This is a genomic window from Streptomyces sp. NPDC025793 (genome assembly GCF_055558375.1).
In genome coordinates, this window is record NZ_JBVHMR010000004.1 from 1 (window position 1) to 16,073 (window position 16,073).

Below are 16,073 nucleotides of genomic sequence, written 5' to 3' on the forward strand. Positions count from 1 at the left end.
TCACGGACCCGGTCGCCAACATCACCGCGGCCGCCAACTACGCCGCCCACCGCTACGGCTCCATCGACCACGTCAACTCCGCCTACTGACCCCGGAGTCGGACGACCGCGAAGGCCGGTACGAGCAGCGACACCCGCTGCCGCACCGGCCTTCGCGCATGCGCAGGACCGCGGGCGTCACCTCGGCCTCCACCGCCCGGAAGCGGCCCTCGGACCCCCGGAACACGCCCGCATGCCGAGAATGGTCCGTCCTGGTGAGACAACACGCCGGACCAAAAGCACACAATCAGATATTCCCGCAGGTCACGGACCGTCAGAAAAGTCCCCGAAACGGCAACTCGGATGGCGCACCGAGGGCCCCGCGGGCCACTCGTTCGCCGCTCGCCCCGTCGTCCTCGGCCCGCGCGGGATTTAGCGTTTTCCCATACGCGACGCACGCGGCGGCGACCGCGGCGAGAAGGGAAGGCGAATGTCTGCGTCCGGTTGGTCCGAGCTTGCCGAAGAAGAGGAGCGGCGGCGTCGGCACGCCCCGTGGGGTGTGCTGGCGCTTGTTCTGCTGACCGGGCTGGCACTCGTCCGCAATGGTTCCGGGGACTTCGACGCCGGCCCGCCGCAGCCCGCTTCGGCGGCCGCCCCGGACACTCGCACCAGCACCGGCACGGGCGTCCGGGCCGCGCATGCGGCACCGCTCCCGTTCTCCGGGGCGGACCGCGTGCGGATCCCCGCGATCCGGGTCAACGCGCCGGTGGTGCCGGTCGGCCTGGACGCCGCCGGCTGGATCGGCGCGCCCCCGCCCGACGACGCCGGCCTCGCGGGCTGGTTCACCGGTGCCGCCTCCCCCGGCGAGAAGGGCACGGCCGTCATCGTCGGGCACGTCGACAACCGGCGGGGTCCCGCCGTGTTCTACGGACTCGGAACCCTCAGGAAGGGAAACCGGATCGACGTCCTGCGCAAGGACGGGAAGACCGCGGTGTTCGAGGTCTACGGCATCGAGGTGTTCCCGAAGGCCCATTTCCCCGGTGACCGGGTGTACGGCTCGAAGGGCACCGCGGAACTGCGCCTGATCACCTGCGGCGGCGGCTTCTCGAAGCGGCACGGCTACGACGGGAATCTCGTCGTCTTCGCCCGCCTGGTCGCGGTGGACTGACATCCACCACGGCCGGGCCGGCGCATCCCCGGGGACGGGCCGCGCACCCCTCACACGCGTCTGCTCGGCACGGTCAGGTGATATCCGGAGTCGAGGAGATGGGGCAGCCATTCACGGATGGCGCGGACGGTCTGCGACCGGTCGCCCCCGGCGTCGTGGGAGAGCACGACGACACCGGGGGCGGCGCCGCTCTCCACCCGGTCGACGATGGTGGAGGTGCCCGGCATCGTCCAGTCCGTGGTGTCCACGGTCCAGGCCATCGGCTCCATGCCCATCGCGGCGCCGAGCTGGAAGGCGGCCCGGTTCCAGGCGCCGTAGGGGGCCCGGAACCACTGGGGGCGTTCGCCGTAGGTGTCCTCGATGGCGTCGCTGGTGCTCGCCATCTCGTCGCGGATCTCCCTGCGGCTGAGGGCGGTCAGCAGCGGATGGGTCCAGGTGTGGTTGCCGACGACATGGCCCTCCTCGGCCATCCGGGCCACCAGTTCCCTGTTCTCGACGACGCACTCGCCGCACAGGAAGAACATGGCCCGCACGTCGTACTTGGCGAGGGTGTCCAAGATGTGCGGGGTGTAGTCCGGGTTGGGGCCGTCGTCGAAGGTCAGCATCATGTGCCGGCCGCGCCCGGAGATCCGGAGCACGGGCTCGGTGCGGACCTTCAGCCTGCGGGGTGAGGCGCGCGGCGGGCCGTAGCCGGTGAGCGGCTGGAGCCGGAAGGCGGAGGACTTGGGCACCTGACGAGCCTGCGGGCCGGGGGCGGCGGCCGGCGGGGCGGTCTCCTCGTCGCCGCCCGCGAGGACGGCCCCGGCGGCACCCGCGGCCCCCAGCGCGGCGGCCCCGGCGAGGAGCATCCGGCGCCGCGTGAGCAACTGATCCTTCTGCATGAGTCATCAGTCGCCCCGCCGGACTCCGGCGCACCACAACGACACTGGTGCGGCGGCGGGAAAGCACCCGGTCGGCCGAGCACGGGAGCCGCTGTGGCCCCGCGCGTAAGCGTCTGATAAGCAATCAGTCCACAGCGACTGCCATGACACACAGGGGGGCGAGCCGAGTTGGCCGCGCACGGGGGAACGACCGCGGGAAGTACCGGGGGAACGAACGGGGCGTCGGATCGGGGAGCACGCGGCACACCGGCCGTGGTGCTGCTGGCCGTCGCGCAGATCCTGGTCGTCTTCGACACGACCGTCTTCGCGGTGGGGCTGCCGCTGATCCAGCACGACCGGGAGCTGTCGTTCTCCGGGCTGACCTGGCTGCTGTCCGCGTACAGCGTGTGCTTCGCCGCGCTGCCGGTGCTCGCGGGGGCGCTCGGCCGGGCGTTCGGGCACCGGCGGGTGCTGATGGGCGGGCTCGCGCTGTCGAGCCTCGCCGCGGCGGCGCCCGCGCTGTCGTCCGACGCCTCGGTGCTGCTCGCCTCACGGGCGGTGCAGGGTGTCGCGGCGGCGGTCATCACGGCGGGCGCGCTCGCGCTGATCGACGCCACGCACCCCGAGGGCCGGGACCGGGACCGGGCGCTGAACGTGCACTTCGCGGTCGTCGCCTGCGCCACCCCGGCCGTACTGCTGCCGTGCACCGTGCTGCTGGACACCGTCGACACGGAGAACACGGTCTTCTGGGTCCAGGCCGCGGCCGGGCTGGCGCTCCTGGTGCTGACCCCGGTGGCGCTGGCCGAGACGGCGCCCGCGCCCGCCGCCCGGGCCCGGTTGGCCGGTGCCGCGCTGGCCGTCGTGCCGCTGGGCTTCCTGGCCTGGTTCGCGGACTGGCTCGGCGGTCGCAGCGTGTCCGTCACGACGGTCGTCCTCATCGCCGTGGGCGCCGCGGTGCTGCCCTCCGTGCTGGGCCTCGCGTGGCGCGGCGAGCGGGTGCCGGCCCTGCTGTCCCGGGAGCGGGCCGCGTTCGGTGCCTACACCGTGGTGGCGCTGCTGGCGGCGAGCCTGGCCGGGGTCGTGCTCCTGCTCACGTTCGTCCTCCAACTGATCGGCGGGCTCTCGCCGATGCGGGTCGGCTGGGCGCTGCTGCCCGCCGTGGCCGGGGTGGTGGCGGGCAGCGCGGTCCTGCCGCGCCTGGCCGCCCGTGTCGGTCTGGCGGGGACGGTGGCCGGGGCCTGTGCGGTGGCGGCCGTCGGGTTCGTGCTGCTGAGCCTGCCGGGCGCGGGCTACGGCTTCGGCGCGGTGCAACTGCCGCTGCTGCTGATCGCCTTCGGCTGCGGTGTGCTCGCCCTGCCGGCCGGTTTCGCGCGGTCGGGCAGCGGCGCGCTCCCCCGGGCCCTGAACTCCTCCCGGCAGCTCGGCGCCGGTCTCGGCACGTCGCTGTTCGCCGGCGTCATGACGGTCACCCTGCAGCACACGCCGACCACCGGGCCGCACGGTCCGGCGGAGTACCAGGCCGCCCTCGCGACCGAGGTCCGGCACTGCTTCGGCCTCGGAACGGCGCTGTGCCTGGCCGCCGCGCTGGTCGCGCTGCTGGCGCTGCCCCTGCGCACCGCCCGCACGACGGACCCGGAGCCGGGCCTCAGCGGCGGCGCACCAGCGGGAACGGCAGGGTCTCCCGGATCGTCAGCCCCGTCAGGAACATGACGAGCCGGTCGACGCCGAGGCCGAGGCCGCCGGTCGGGGGCATCGCGTACTCCAGTGCCTCCAGGAAGTCCTCGTCCAGCTCCATCGCCTCCGGATCGCCGCCGGCGGCCCGCAGCGACTGCTCGGTGAGCCGTCGGCGCTGCTCGACCGGGTCGGTCAACTCCGAGTAGGCGGTGCCGAGTTCGGTGCCGAAGGCGACGAGGTCCCAGCGCTCGGCGAGCCGCGGATCGGCGCGGTGCGGGCGGGTGAGCGGGGAGACGTCGGTCGGGAAGTCCTTGTAGAAGGTGGGCAGCCGGGTGCGTTCCTCGACGAGCCGCTCGTACATCTCCAGCACGACGTCGGCCGGGGTGTCGTCGGCGGTGTACGGCACCCCGGCGCGGTCGCACAGCCGGTGCAGCCGCAGCAGTTCGGTGCCGGGACCGATCTCCTCGCCCAGCGCCTCGGAGACCGCCCCGTACACGGTCTTGACCGGCCAGGCGCCGGAGATGTCGTACTCCCGGCCGTCCTTGCGGGCCACCGGGGAGCCGAGGGCGGCGCTCGCCGCGCCCTGGATCAGTTCGCGGGTGAGGTCGAGCATCACCGTGTAGTCGGCGTGCGCCTGGTAGGCCTCCAGCATCGTGAACTCGGGGTTGTGCTTGTAGGAGACGCCCTCGTTGCGGAAGGTGCGGCCCAGTTCGAAGACCTTCTCCAGGCCGCCGACGCACAGCCGTTTCAGATACAGCTCGGGGGCGATGCGCAGGTAGAGGTCGAGGTCGTAGGCGTTGATGTGGGTGGTGAAGGGGCGGGCGTTGGCGCCGCCGTGGATCTGCTGGAGCATCGGGGTCTCGACCTCGACGTAGCCGCGGTCCAGCAGGCCCTGGCGCAGCGCCTGTACGACGGCGGAGCGCACCCGGATCACCGTGCGCGCGGCGGGGCTGGTGGCGAGGTCGAGATAGCGGCGGCGGACCTTGGCCTCGGGGTCGGCGAGGCCGCGGCGTTTGTCGGGCAGCGGGCGCAGGCACTTGCCGGTGAGCTGCCAGGAGGTGACGAAGACGGTGGGCTCGCCCTTGTCGCTTCGTCCGGCCCGGCCGGTGACCGTGACGTGGTCGCCGATGTCGGCGTCGGCGGTGAAGCGGTCCAGCTCGGGCCCTGCCGCGCTGCGGCCGAGGGCGATCTGGTGGTCGCCGGACCAGTCGCGCAGCACCGCGAAGACGATGCCGCCGAAGTCGCGGACCAGCATGACCCGGCCGGCGACGGTGACGTCCTGGCCCTCGGGGACGTCGGCGAGGGCGTGGGTGGGGGCGGGGACGCCGACCGGGTAGGGATCGGTGCCGGCGGCGCGCAGCCGGTCGAGGGTGCGCCGGCGGACGCGGACCTGGTCGGGCAGGCCCGGGCCGCCCGCCAGGGCCCCGGCGCGGTCCCCTTCTTCGAGGCCGAGCACCGTCAGGGGCGGCAGCCCCGCGGTGGTGGCGGGCCGCTGCCCGGCCCTCGGGTGCCCCTTTCCCCAGAGTTTGCGCAGCGACGGTACGGAGACGAACCCTTCGGCGATGCCGGAGGCGAGGCCGATGCGGGCGAGGGCGGCGGTGTCGCCGTAGCAGATGAAGCGCGGGTACCACTCGGGGTGGTACTTGGCGTTGGAGCGGTAGAGGGCCTCCAGCTGCCACCAGCGGGAGAAGAACAGCAGCAGGCGGCGCCAGAGCCGCAGGACGGGTCCGGCGCCGATGCGGGCGCCCTCCTCGAAGACGGAGCGGAAGACGGCGAAGTTCAGCGAGATCCGGCGCACGCCCAGCTTGGGGGCGGCGGCACACAGCTCGGCGACCATGAACTCCATGACCCCGTTGGGGGCGGCGCGATCGCGGCGCATCAGGTCCAGGGAGATGCCGTCGCGTCCCCAGGGCACGAAGGAGAGCAGGGCGAGGAGCCGGCCGTCCTCGCAGAGGGCCTCCACGAGCAGACAGTCGCCGTCGGCGGGGTCGCCGAGCCGGTCCAGGGCCATCGAGAAGCCGCGTTCGGTCTCGGTGTCGCGCCAGGCGTCGGCCTTGTCGACGATGTCCTCCATCTCCCGTTCGCCGAGGCTGGAGTGGCGGCGGATGCGGCAGGTCGCACCGGTGCGGGCGACCCGGTGCGCGGCCTGCCGGGTGACCCGCATGTCGCGGCCGTCCAGGTCGAAGGAGGCGATGTGCACGATCGCCTCGTCGCCGAGCTGGAGGGCGCCGAGCCCGGCGCGGGCGTAGGCGCGGGCTCCGTCCTCCGAGGCGCCCATCACGGCGGGCGCCCAGGCGTAGCGGCGGGCGAGGTCGAGCCAGGCGGCGATGGCGTGCGGCCAGGCCTCCATGTCGCCGACGGGGTCGCCGCTGGCCAGGCACACCCCGGCCTCGACGCGGTAGGTGACGGCGGCCTTGCCGCTGGGCGAGAAGACGACGGCCTTGTCCCGGCGGGTGGCGAAGTAGCCGAGGGAGTCGCGCTCGCCGTAGAGCGCGAGGAGGGCGCGGATGCGGGCCTCCTCGTCGTCGTGCAGGGCGGCCTCCAGACGCTGGGAGCGGAAGAGCGTGGCGGCGGCGTTGAGCAGGGCGAGGGCGCCGAACAGGCCGAGCACGAAGCTGACCTGGCGGGGCGGGCGGCCGGTGAAGGTGCCCTCGGAGACCAGTCCGCCGCACACCCGGTCGGCCGCCCAGGCCAGATGCTCGCTCGCCGGGAGCGTGCCCGGGAACAGCAGGACCAGGCCCCAGCCCAGCAGGGTCGCCACGACGAGGCCCGCCACCAGCACGCCGAGGGCCCGGCGTACGGCGGCGCGGCGGGAGGCGGCGTAGAACTCCGCGCGGGCCACGACGAGCAGGACCAGCAGCAGGGCGGACACCACCAGGGACAGCAGCGCGTCGGTGTACATGCCGACACCCACGGCGAGCGCGTCGGTGAGGACGAGAAGGCCGAGGTAGACGACGATCAGCCACCAGGCGACCTTCTTGCGGGCGGCGGTGGCACCGGCCAGCAGGAAGAGGAAGACGGCGTAGGCGAGGTTGGCGCTGATGGGCACCAGGAGCACCTCAAGGGCCTCCGCGACCGGGCGGAACAGGCGCCGCAGGGGCTCGATGAGCGCCAGCAGGGCACACAGCAGGCCGACGGCGCCGAAGAGGGTCGCGAAGGCCTCGGGCACCCAGCCGAGGCGCCCGCCTGCGGGCGGGCGTACCGGCGCCGTGGGGTCCCTCTGTGCGGCGGGCTGCGCGCTCGCGGTCATGGTTCCGACTGTAGGAAGAGCCCGGGCGGATCGCCCGTCGAGAGCCCGCCCGTGTCCGAGCGGGAAGGACGGGTTCCGATAGCCTCGGACCGTGACGGAACAGCAGGGACAGCACTCGCATTCGCACGCGCACCAGTTCGAGCGGGGCACGGACGGGCCGAAGGTCATCGTGGTCGGTGTGGACGGCTCCGACTCCTCGATGCGCGCCGCGTCGTACGCGGGCGGGCTCGCCCGGCGTCAGCACGCGCTGCTGGCCGTGGTGTACGTGCAGCCGGTGCTCGCGGCCGGGGCGGCGCTGGGGGCGCCGGTGGCGGAGACGACCGACGAGATCGCCGAGGACCTGGTGGCGCAGATCCGGGAGGCGGCGGAGCGGGTCAAGGGGATATTCGAGGTGCGCTGGGAGTTCCACACCTTCCGCGGCGACCCCTACACCGGCCTGGTGAAGGCGGCCGACCAGCTGAAGGCGGACGCGGTGGTCGTCGGCGCCTCGGAACAGGCCGGGCACCGGATCATCGGCTCGGTGGCGGTACGCCTGGTGAAGGCCGGCCGCTGGCCGGTGACGGTCGTCCCGTAGCCCGAGCCGAACGCCACGGGGCCCTGTGCCCGGGCCGGTGCCCACCGGTCGGCGGCCCCCGCGGGACGGTGTCGGGGCCGGCTCCGCGATGGCCTCGCCGGCACCAGGCCGAGTGGCGCGCGGGTGCGGGCCGCACGGCCTGGCGGGGCGGCGCCGAGAACGGGGGCGAACACACCGGCAGGGGCGGACCAGGCCGGCGCGGGCGATCAGGCGGGCCGCTGCCACCGTCCCCACACGCGGACGCCGGTGAGCCCGAGCGGGGCCGAGAGCGCGGGGCACGCCAACGGCGAACGGATCCGACAGCATCCGCGGCGGCGCGGCCGGGAGACGATCGGCCCAGCCGCTGCCGCGATCCCCGCACGGGGAGCAGGCAAGGCCGGACGGACGCCGGTGAGCCCGAGCGGGCCGAGGGCGCGGGGTACGGCGACGGTGGGGCGGCCGGGAGGCGGTGGCTCGGCGGGGGACGGCGCGGCGAGGGGCCGCTGTCGTGGCGGGAAGGGCGGGTGGCGGTCTCCGGGGCACCCGCCCCTGCCCGACGCAGTCGTGCGTGGCGTCTTCCGTACGGGTCGTGGCTGAGCCATCATGATCCGCCGTCAGCCGTTTGCCTTCGGCGAAGAGGTGAGGCTCATGGACAGGCTCCGCGCGGGTGAAGGAATTCTCCGCCGCAAACCCATCGAGCACATCGAGGACACGGAGGTCCGGGAGGGACCGCGGCTGGACCGGTCGCTCGGGCTGTGGCAGCTCACCGCGATCGGCGTGGGCGGCATCATCGGCGCCGGCATCTTCACCCTGGCCGGCACGGTGGCCAACGGCACGGCCGGCCCCGCGGTGCTGGTGTCGTTCCTGATCGCCGGCGTGGCGAGCGCGTGCGCGGCGCTGTCGTACGCCGAGTTCGCCGGGCTGATCCCGAAGGCGGGCTCGGCGTACACCTACGGCTACGCGGTGCTCGGCGAGTTCGCCGGCTGGTTCATCGGCTGGGACCTGCTGCTGGAGTACACCGCGATCGTGGCGGTCGTGGCGATCGGCATCTCGGGCTACTTCAGCTTCCTGGTCGGGGAGACCGGCGCGCGCCTGCCGCACTGGATGCTGGGCGCGCCCGGCACGGGGGACGGGCACCGGGTCGACCTGTTCGCCGCGATCCTGTGCCTGCTGATCGCCTGGCTGCTGAACCTGGGCATCCGCAGCGCGGCCCGCTTCGAGACCCTCGTCGTCGGGCTGAAGGTGCTGGTGGTGCTGCTGGTGATCGCGGTGGGCTTCTTCCACATCGACACCGCGAACTACCACCCGTTCTTCCCGTACGGCATCGGCGGCGCCTTCACCGGCGCGGCCACGGTGTTCTTCGCCGTGTTCGGCTACGACGCCATGTCGACGGCGGCCGAGGAGTCGAAGGACGCGCAGCGGCACATGCCGAAGGCGATCCTCTACTCGCTGGCGATCTCGATGGTGCTGTACGTGGCGGCGTGCCTGGTGCTGACCGGCATGCAGAACTACCGGCACATCAACAAGGAGAGCGGCTTCGCGACCGCGTTCAAGTCGGTGGGTCTGGACCGGCTGGCGGACGTGATCGCGGTGGGCGCCATCATCGGCATCCTCACCGTGATGTTCACGTTCATGCTGGGCGTGACCCGGGTGTGGTTCTCCATGTCCCGCGACGGGCTGCTGCCGAAGTGGTTCGCCAAGACCCACCCGACCCGGCATGTGCCGACCCGGGTGACCTGGATCGTCGGGGCGGGCTCGGCGGCCATCGCCGGGTTCGTGCCGATCGGTTCGGCGGCCGAGCTGACCAACATCGGCATCCTGCTGGCGTTCGTCGTCGTGTGCACGGCCGTGATCGTGCTGCGCTACCGGCAGCCGGAGCTGCCGCGCACCTTCCGCACCCCGGGGATGCCGGTGGTGCCCGCGCTGGGCGTGGTCTTCTCGATCTGGCTGATCACGTATCTGCAGTGGGAGACCTGGGTGCGGTTCGCGGTGTGGTTCGTGATCGGGTGCGTCATCTACTTCGGCTACTCCTACCGGCGCTCGGCGCTGGCCGGGCAGCCGTCCGCCGGGGGAACGACACGCTGATCACTCCCCCATGGTCAGTCCGTCCTCGCCGGCGCCGCGGCTGAGCACCACGTCCCGGATGCGGTCGCGCACCGCCTCCAGCCGGGCGCCGTGGGCGATGGCCCGGTTCACGTCGAGCACGCGCCCGGAGTCGAGGTCGTACCACTGCGGGACGAACTCGGCCCTGGTGACCCGCCAGCGACCGCCGGGCCGGGCGGGCGGGGCGAAGGCGAAGCGGCCGAGGGTGGACGCGTTGCCGCGCGGGCTCCGGATCCCCCGGCGGTCGGCCAGCTCGCCGGCGATCTGTTCGCCCATGCCGTAGATCACCCAGGTGCCGTTGACCTTCTCGTAGGCCTGCGGGTCATGGGGATGGGTGCCGAGGATCAGGTCGATGTCCGGGCGGCCGGCGGTGGCGGAGGCGGTGAGCCGCCGGGCGAGGGCGCGCTGCTGCAGGCTCGGTTCGTGCTGCCACTCGGTGCCCCAGTACACGGAGACCACGACGACGTCGGCGCCGGCCCGCCGGGCGGCGCGGGCGTCGGCGATCATCCGGCGCTCGTCGATCACGTTGACCGCCCAGGGCTCGCCGGCCGGCCGCGGGCGGCCTTCGGTGCCGACGGCGTACGACAGGTGCGCGACCCTGGCCGGGCCGGCCCTCAGGAGCGTGACCGCGCGGGCCTCGGCCGCGCTGCGGGCGGTGCCGACGTGTTTCAGCCCGGCCGCGTCCATGGCGTCCAGGGTGCGCCGGACGCCGGCGGGGCCGTCGTCCAGGGCGTGGCTGGAGGCGGTGGAGCAGCCGGCGTAGCCGGCCGCGGCGAGGCCCCGGGCGAGCTGCGGCGGCGACGCGAAGACGGGGTAGCCGGAGTAGTGGCCGTCGGCACCGAAGGCGGTGTCCATGTGACACAGCGCCAGGTCCGCGCGGGAGAGGACGGGTTCGGTCTCGGTGAGCATGGGCCCGAAGTAGTAGCCGCGCCCGCCGGCGTAGTAGGCCGCCTGGTCGATGACGGAGGTGTGCGGCAGGATGTCCCCGGACGCGACGAGCGTGAAGCCGCGGCCGAGGGAACGGGCGGAGCCGGCCGGGGCGGGGTGCCCGGACTCCTGCCGTAGGTGGTTCGCGCCGGCGGCCGCGGCCGTGAGGGCGGCGGTGAGGGCCAGGGCCACCAGGTGTCTGCGTCCGAACATCAGCTCACCCCATAAAATCGTATTTACTGACTATCCATCACCTTCCTATGGGTACGGAGTCGGCTCCGCGGATAAACGGACCAGGGCCCTGCTTAGCCCATCCGGTTCCCTGCGCAGGCCGCCCGTCCGACCGTTCGCCGACGCGATCGACCGCCCGTCGCACGGCCGTGCCCGCCCCCTGTCCCCCGGCCGCGCGCCGCGCTGGCATACGGCCATGACGGCCGCATCCCCGCTCACCCACCGGCCGGGCGCACCGGCCCGTGGGACGACGACCGCCGAACACGAACTGGCCGCGCTCCAGCGCGAGCACGGCGGGCCCCTGTTCGCCCTGCTGCTCCGGCTCTGCGACGGGGACCGGCAGCGCGCCGAGGACCTCGTCCAGGAGACCCTGGTGCGCGCCTGGCAGCATCCGGAGGCCCTGCACGCCGACGACTTCGACTCGGTACGGCCCTGGCTGCTGACCGTCGCCCGGCGGCTCGCGATCGACGCCCGGCGGGCCCGGCAGGCCCGGCCGCCCGAGGACGGCGGCGAGGTCCCCGAGACCGCCCGGGTGACCGCCGATCATGCCGAACGGGCCGCGCAGATGCTCGATGTGCGCGAAGCTGTGAAGACACTCACGCCGGAGCACCGTGACGTCCTCGTACTGGTGTATTTCCTCGGGGCCAGTGTGGCGGAAGCGGCGCAGACCCTGGGCGTACCACCCGGTACCGTGAAATCTCGCGCGTTCTACGCGCTGCGCGCGCTGCGCCGGGTCCTGCCGGGTTACGCAGCCGACCTGCGCTGAAACCGGGGGCTGGGTCAAACTTCGGCAAAGCGCCTTGCTGAGCCCCCCATTGGGGCAATGGGCTGTCCTCATCCGCGTTTCCGGGCGGGCCGGGGCTCCGCCCCGACGGGGTCGGGCCACGCGCACGCACCAAAGGAAGGGCAGGAAGGGATGCTGCACAGAGGGCACGAGAGCACGGACGGCACCGACGGCGGTGAACTGGCCGTCCCCATGGCCTGGTTGTACGCCGAGTACATCGCCGACGAGCTGCTGCGCACCGGCGACCTCATGCCGCCGACGTCCTTCGAGTTCCGGGCCGGCCGGGACGCGCTGGCGCTGACCGTCTTCCTCTCGGACACCGACGGGGAGCTGTCCGGCATCCGCGTGATCTCCCAGCTGGAGACCTGGCTGTCGCTGACGGCGTACGACCAGCAGTGGCAGGAGTGGGTGCGCACGCGCATGGCCGAGCTGACCGCCCGGGCCGAGGGGACCGGCACCCGCTCGCCCGACCTCGCCCTCGCGGCTCAGGCCTGGCGCTGGCTGGAGGAGACCGAGCTGCTCGCACCGGACCTGGACGCGGTGCCGGGCGGCCCGGGGGCGCCAGGCGAGGACGACGGGCCGAAGGTGTGGACCGCGGCCTGGCGGCTCGGGCTGCCGCTCGGGCACCTGGCGATCCATCTGTTCTGACTTTTTTGGAAACCGGACCAATCCGGGGACCGGGCCGCTCCGAATCTCCTCTCCGGGATTCTGCGGGTGGCTTGAGTGTTTCGGCTGTCGGCTGCGTACGGGTGGGAGCACGGAGTAACCCCACCCGCACCCATCGGCACGAGGATTCGGCATGAGGTCCCAGGAAAGGCATCGCGACGTCGGCGCGTACGCGCTCGGCGTGCTGAACGAGGCGGACGCCTTCCGCTTCGAGGACCACCTCATGGAGTGCCCTCAGTGCGCGGCACAGGTGACCGAATTCGGCCCTGCCGCACGGCAGTTGATGCTGTACCGCCGGGCCACGCCGCGCTTTGTGCACCCCATGACGCAGCCCGGACCCCGGCTGCTGGAGCGGCTGCTCGGCGAGGTCGCGCGCCGGCAGCGGGTACGCCGCCGCCGCTTCCTGTACGGCCTGGCCGCCTCCGTGGTGCTGGCCACGGCCGGCTCCGGGCTCATGGCCTTCACCGCGCATGACGAGCCGGCCGCCCACGCCACCGCGGCGACCGATCCGAAGACCGGGGTGTGGGCCGAGGTCACGGCCGACGACGAGGACTCCGGCAGCCGGCTGCTGCTGAAGGTCAAGGACCGCACCGGCCCGCACACCTGCCGGTTCGTGATCGTCGGCCGGGACGGCTCCGAACAGGTCGCCGGCACCTGGACCCAGTCCGGGCGGGCCGCCGGCACCTTCACCGCGCTCGGGTCCTCCCCGCTGCATCCCGACCAGATCGCCCGCTACGACGTCCGCACCACCGACGGCCAGTCCCTGGTGAGCCTCAAGGCGCCGCAGGACTGAGGCGCCTTGAGGACCGGGGCGCCACGGGACTCACTTCAGCAACCGGGACAGCCTGCGGTCCGCCAGCGGCTTGCCGCCCGTCTGGCAGGCCGGGCAGTACTGGAGCGCGGAGTCGCTGAAGGAGACCTCGCGGATGGTGTCCCCGCACACCGGGCAGGGCTCGCCGGTACGGCCGTGGACGCGCAGCCCGCTCTTCTTCTCGGCCTTCAGGCGCCCGGCGGCAAGGCCCCGGGACCGCTCGACGGCCTCGGTGAGCGTGGTGCGCAGGGCCCCGTAGAGGTGCCGGGTCTCCTCCGGGGTGAGGGAGGAGGCGAGCTTGAACGGGGACATCTTCGCGGCGTGCAGGATCTCGTCGCTGTAGGCGTTGCCGACGCCCGCGATCAGGGACTGGTCGCGCAGGGCGCCCTTCAGCTGCCGCCGTTCGCCCGTGAGCAGGGCGGCGAAGCGCGCCTCGTCGAAGCCGTCGGCGAGCGGGTCGGGGCCGAGCCGGGCGATGCCCCCGACCTCGTGCGGGTCGCGGACGACGTACACCGCGAGGCGCTTTTGGGTGCCGGCCTCGGTGAGGTCGAAGCCCTCGCCGGTCTCCAGTGCGACGCGCAGCGCGAGCGGGCCCTTGCCCGGCTTGGGCGGACCGTCGGGGAGCCGGTCCCGCCACTGGAGCCAGCCCGCGCGGGCCAGATGGGTGACGAGGTGCAGGCCGGAGCTCCCCGCGAGGTCGAGGAACTTCCCGTGCCGGTGCACGGCGGTGATCCGGCTGCCCTCGAACGCGCCGACCGGTGGGTCGTACGTCTTCAGGACGCTGACGGCGAGGGGCAGCACCCGCACGACCTCGTGGCCGACCAGGTGCTCGGTCAGGAAGTCCCTGAGCGCTTCCACTTCGGGCAGTTCCGGCATACGTCCAGGGTGCCATCCGGGGCCCGTGGGATCACGTGTGCTCGGGCATCCGGAACTCGCACCACACCGCCTTGCCGCTGCCGCGTGCCTCCACGCCCCAGCTGTCGGCGAGCCGGTCCACGAGGAGCAGCCCGCGGCCGCAGACGCCGTCCTCACCCGCGTCGCGGCGCCGTGGCAGGGCGCTGGAGGAGTCCTCGACCTCGATGCGCAGCCGGTGGTCGCCGCCGCCCAGCGCCCGCAGGGTGACGATCGCGGAGCCCTCGGTGTGCAGCAGGGCGTTGGTGATCAGCTCGTCGGCGGCCAGCTCGATCTCGTCGGACCGGTCCCGGGCGCCCCAGGCGCGCACCGCGGCGCGGATCATGTGCCGGGCCTGGGCCAGGGCCTCCGGGCAGCCGGGGGCCACGTGCTGCTGGAGCCGCCCGCCGGCCCTCGGCGCCTCCGGGACGCGGCGGCGCAGCAGGAGCAGCGCCACGTCGTCGTCGCCGCCGCGCTCCTCGGCCAGCCGGATCAGCCGGTCGGCGAGGTCCCGCACGTCGTCCGGGCCCGCGCCGACGAGTCGGACGAGGCCGCGCATGCCGTCGTCGAGGTCGGCGCCGGGCCGCTCGACGAGGCCGTCGGTGCACAGCAGCAGGGTGTGCCCGGGGTCGAGTTCGAGGGTGGTGACGGGATACTCCAGCCGGCCGAACTCGGCGGACAGGCCGAGCGGCAGCCCGCCGTGGACCGGGACCCGGCGGCAGCTGCCGTCGCCGTCCCGGATCAGCGGGTCGATGTGCCCGGCGCGGACGACCTGGACGACCCCGCTGGCGAGGTCGGCCTCGGCGTACAGGCAGGTGGCGAAGCGGTCGGTGTCGAGTTCGTGCAGGAAGACCGAGGCGCGGGCCATCACGGTGGCCGGGGTGTGTCCCTCGGCGGCGTAGGCGCGCAGCACGATGCGGAGCTGGCCCATGACGGCCGCCGCGTGCGTGTCGTGCCCCTGGACGTCGCCGATGACCGCGCCGACCCGTCCTCCGGGCAGCGGGATCAGGTCGTACCAGTCGCCGCCGATGTCCCGGGCGAGGGCGCCCCCGGCGGTGGCGGCACGGTAGCGCACGGCGATGTCGGCGCCGCGCACGCTGGGGATGGTGCGCGGCAGCATGGCCTGCTGGAGGCCCTGGGCGAGGTCCTTCTCCTGCTCGTAGAGCATGGCCCGCTGGAGGCTCTGCGCGATGCTGCTGCCGAGGGCGACCAGGACGGCGCGTTCCTCGGCCGAGAAGCCGCGCCGGTCGTCGTAGAGCAGACCCATCGCGCCGATCGGGCGGGCCTGGGCGATCAGCGGCAGATAGGCGGCCGAGGTGATGTGCAGGTCGGTGAGGTGCGGCCAGAGGATCGGGTAGCCCTCGGCGAACTCCTCGGGGGACTCGATGAACCGCGGCTGCAGCGTGCGCACGACCTCGCTCATCGGGTACGGCTCGTCGATGCGGTTCACCTTGTCGGCCGGGACGAAGCTGCCGACGGGGGCCTCGGCGACGAGCCGTATCCGGCCCGCCTCCACCAGCCCCATCACGAGGCTGGCCGCGCCGAGCCGGCGGATGCCGTGGGTGTCCTTGAGGACGTCGATGACGTCCCGGACGGTGCGGGCGTGGGCGAGGGCGGCGGAGACGGCCTGGACGACGCCGGCCTGCTGGCGGAACGCCTCGTCCTGGGCGGCGCGCAGGCTGCGGGCGGAGCTGTCGGCGAGCTCCTCGGTGGCGTCGCGGACGATGCCGACGACCCGGCGCGGGCGGCCGGTGGCGTCGCGGCGGATGTAGCCCTGGGTGCGGGTCCAGCGCGTGGTGCCGTCACGGCGGCGGATGCGGAAGTAGGCGCCGTAGTTCTCGCTGCCGTCCTTGATGGCCCGGGCGACCACCGCGTCCAGCCGGGCGGCCTCCGGCGGGGGCACCCGGACGGCGAGCGACTCGGGGCGCCCGTCGTACTCCCCGGGCAGCAGGTCGAAGACCTCGTGGGCCTGGGCGTCCATGTGGAACAGGCCCGTGTCCAGGTCCCAGTCGAACGTCCCCATGCGGTTGAGCGCCAGAATCGGGTCCGGGTGGGCGGGCCAGTCCGCCGGGAGTGACAGGGCACGCGCTCCCCGATCAGCCATGGGGACACCTTGCCAGCATTTACCGGATTCCTCGACCTGATCGGAGAGCTTTCGGGACCTGTTCGGGCGGAGC

The 16,073-nt window shown here is 73.5% G+C and carries 12 protein-coding genes and 1 pseudogene; 8 read left to right on the forward strand and 5 right to left on the reverse strand.

Going from position 1 to position 16,073, the window contains the following annotated elements; translation table 11 throughout:
* Together ACZ4MF_RS10185 and ACZ4MF_RS10190 are read left to right on the forward strand one after the other, a co-directional pair.
* A pseudogene (locus tag ACZ4MF_RS10185) lies at positions 1 to 89 on the forward strand (transglycosylase SLT domain-containing protein); the annotation flags it as partial.
* Positions 90 to 468: 379 nt separating this feature from the next.
* Positions 469 to 1,146 carry a class F sortase gene (locus tag ACZ4MF_RS10190; RefSeq protein WP_467491580.1) on the forward strand — a complete coding sequence of 226 codons (678 nt, stop codon included), beginning with the start codon at positions 469 to 471 and terminating at the stop codon, positions 1,144 to 1,146.
* A gap of 50 nt (positions 1,147 to 1,196) precedes the next feature.
* On the opposite strand, the gene ACZ4MF_RS10195 is transcribed toward ACZ4MF_RS10190, so the two are convergent.
* Positions 1,197 to 2,027 carry a polysaccharide deacetylase family protein gene (locus tag ACZ4MF_RS10195; protein ID WP_467491581.1) on the reverse strand — a complete coding sequence of 277 codons (831 nt, stop codon included), beginning with the start codon at positions 2,025 to 2,027 and terminating at the stop codon, positions 1,197 to 1,199.
* Positions 2,028 to 2,282: 255 nt separating this feature from the next.
* On the opposite strand from ACZ4MF_RS10195, the gene ACZ4MF_RS10200 reads away from it, so the two are divergent.
* Positions 2,283 to 3,716 carry an MFS transporter gene (locus ACZ4MF_RS10200; protein ID WP_467491582.1) on the forward strand — a complete coding sequence of 478 codons (1,434 nt, stop codon included), beginning with the start codon at positions 2,283 to 2,285 and terminating at the stop codon, positions 3,714 to 3,716.
* Here ACZ4MF_RS10200 and lysX read toward each other — a convergent pair.
* Positions 3,652 to 6,930: a bifunctional lysylphosphatidylglycerol synthetase/lysine--tRNA ligase LysX gene (gene lysX / locus ACZ4MF_RS10205; protein ID WP_467491583.1), complete on the reverse strand. Its 3,279-nt coding sequence runs from the start codon at positions 6,928 to 6,930 to the stop codon at positions 3,652 to 3,654. The genes ACZ4MF_RS10200 and lysX overlap by 65 nt on opposite strands.
* Before the next feature lie 91 nt (positions 6,931 to 7,021).
* On the opposite strand from lysX, the gene ACZ4MF_RS10210 reads away from it, so the two are divergent.
* Both ACZ4MF_RS10210 and ACZ4MF_RS10215 read left to right on the forward strand, forming a co-directional pair.
* Positions 7,022 to 7,504, forward strand: coding sequence for a universal stress protein (locus tag ACZ4MF_RS10210; RefSeq protein ID WP_467491584.1), 483 nt, complete (start codon positions 7,022 to 7,024; stop codon positions 7,502 to 7,504).
* 627 nt (positions 7,505 to 8,131) lie between these two features.
* Positions 8,132 to 9,568 carry an amino acid permease gene (locus tag ACZ4MF_RS10215; protein WP_467491585.1) on the forward strand — a complete coding sequence of 479 codons (1,437 nt, stop codon included), beginning with the start codon at positions 8,132 to 8,134 and terminating at the stop codon, positions 9,566 to 9,568.
* Here ACZ4MF_RS10215 and ACZ4MF_RS10220 read toward each other — a convergent pair whose 3' ends face one another.
* Positions 9,569 to 10,726 (reverse strand): CapA family protein, encoded by a 1,158-nt coding sequence (locus tag ACZ4MF_RS10220; RefSeq protein WP_467491586.1) that lies wholly within the window; start codon positions 10,724 to 10,726, stop codon positions 9,569 to 9,571.
* A 214-nt stretch (positions 10,727 to 10,940) separates the two neighbouring features.
* Between ACZ4MF_RS10220 and ACZ4MF_RS10225 the strand changes: the two genes are divergently transcribed.
* From ACZ4MF_RS10225 to ACZ4MF_RS10235, 3 genes are all read left to right on the forward strand, one after another.
* On the forward strand, positions 10,941 to 11,510 hold the full coding sequence (locus ACZ4MF_RS10225) for a sigma-70 family RNA polymerase sigma factor (RefSeq protein WP_467491587.1): 570 nt from the start codon (positions 10,941 to 10,943) through the stop codon (positions 11,508 to 11,510).
* 150 nt (positions 11,511 to 11,660) lie between these two features.
* The gene (locus tag ACZ4MF_RS10230; RefSeq protein ID WP_467491588.1) at positions 11,661 to 12,176 is read left to right on the forward strand and encodes a hypothetical protein; all 516 of its coding nucleotides are present in this window, start codon (positions 11,661 to 11,663) and stop codon (positions 12,174 to 12,176) included.
* A 151-nt stretch (positions 12,177 to 12,327) separates the two neighbouring features.
* Positions 12,328 to 12,987 carry a zf-HC2 domain-containing protein gene (locus ACZ4MF_RS10235; protein WP_467491589.1) on the forward strand — a complete coding sequence of 220 codons (660 nt, stop codon included), beginning with the start codon at positions 12,328 to 12,330 and terminating at the stop codon, positions 12,985 to 12,987.
* 30 nt (positions 12,988 to 13,017) lie between these two features.
* On the opposite strand, the gene ACZ4MF_RS10240 is transcribed toward ACZ4MF_RS10235, so the two are convergent.
* Together ACZ4MF_RS10240 and ACZ4MF_RS10245 are read right to left on the reverse strand one after the other, a co-directional pair.
* Positions 13,018 to 13,881: an Fpg/Nei family DNA glycosylase gene (locus ACZ4MF_RS10240; protein WP_467491590.1), complete on the reverse strand. Its 864-nt coding sequence runs from the start codon at positions 13,879 to 13,881 to the stop codon at positions 13,018 to 13,020.
* Between the two features lie 31 nt (positions 13,882 to 13,912).
* Positions 13,913 to 16,000: a SpoIIE family protein phosphatase gene (locus tag ACZ4MF_RS10245; RefSeq protein WP_467491591.1), complete on the reverse strand. Its 2,088-nt coding sequence runs from the start codon at positions 15,998 to 16,000 to the stop codon at positions 13,913 to 13,915.
* Positions 16,001 to 16,073: the final 73 nt, after the last annotated feature.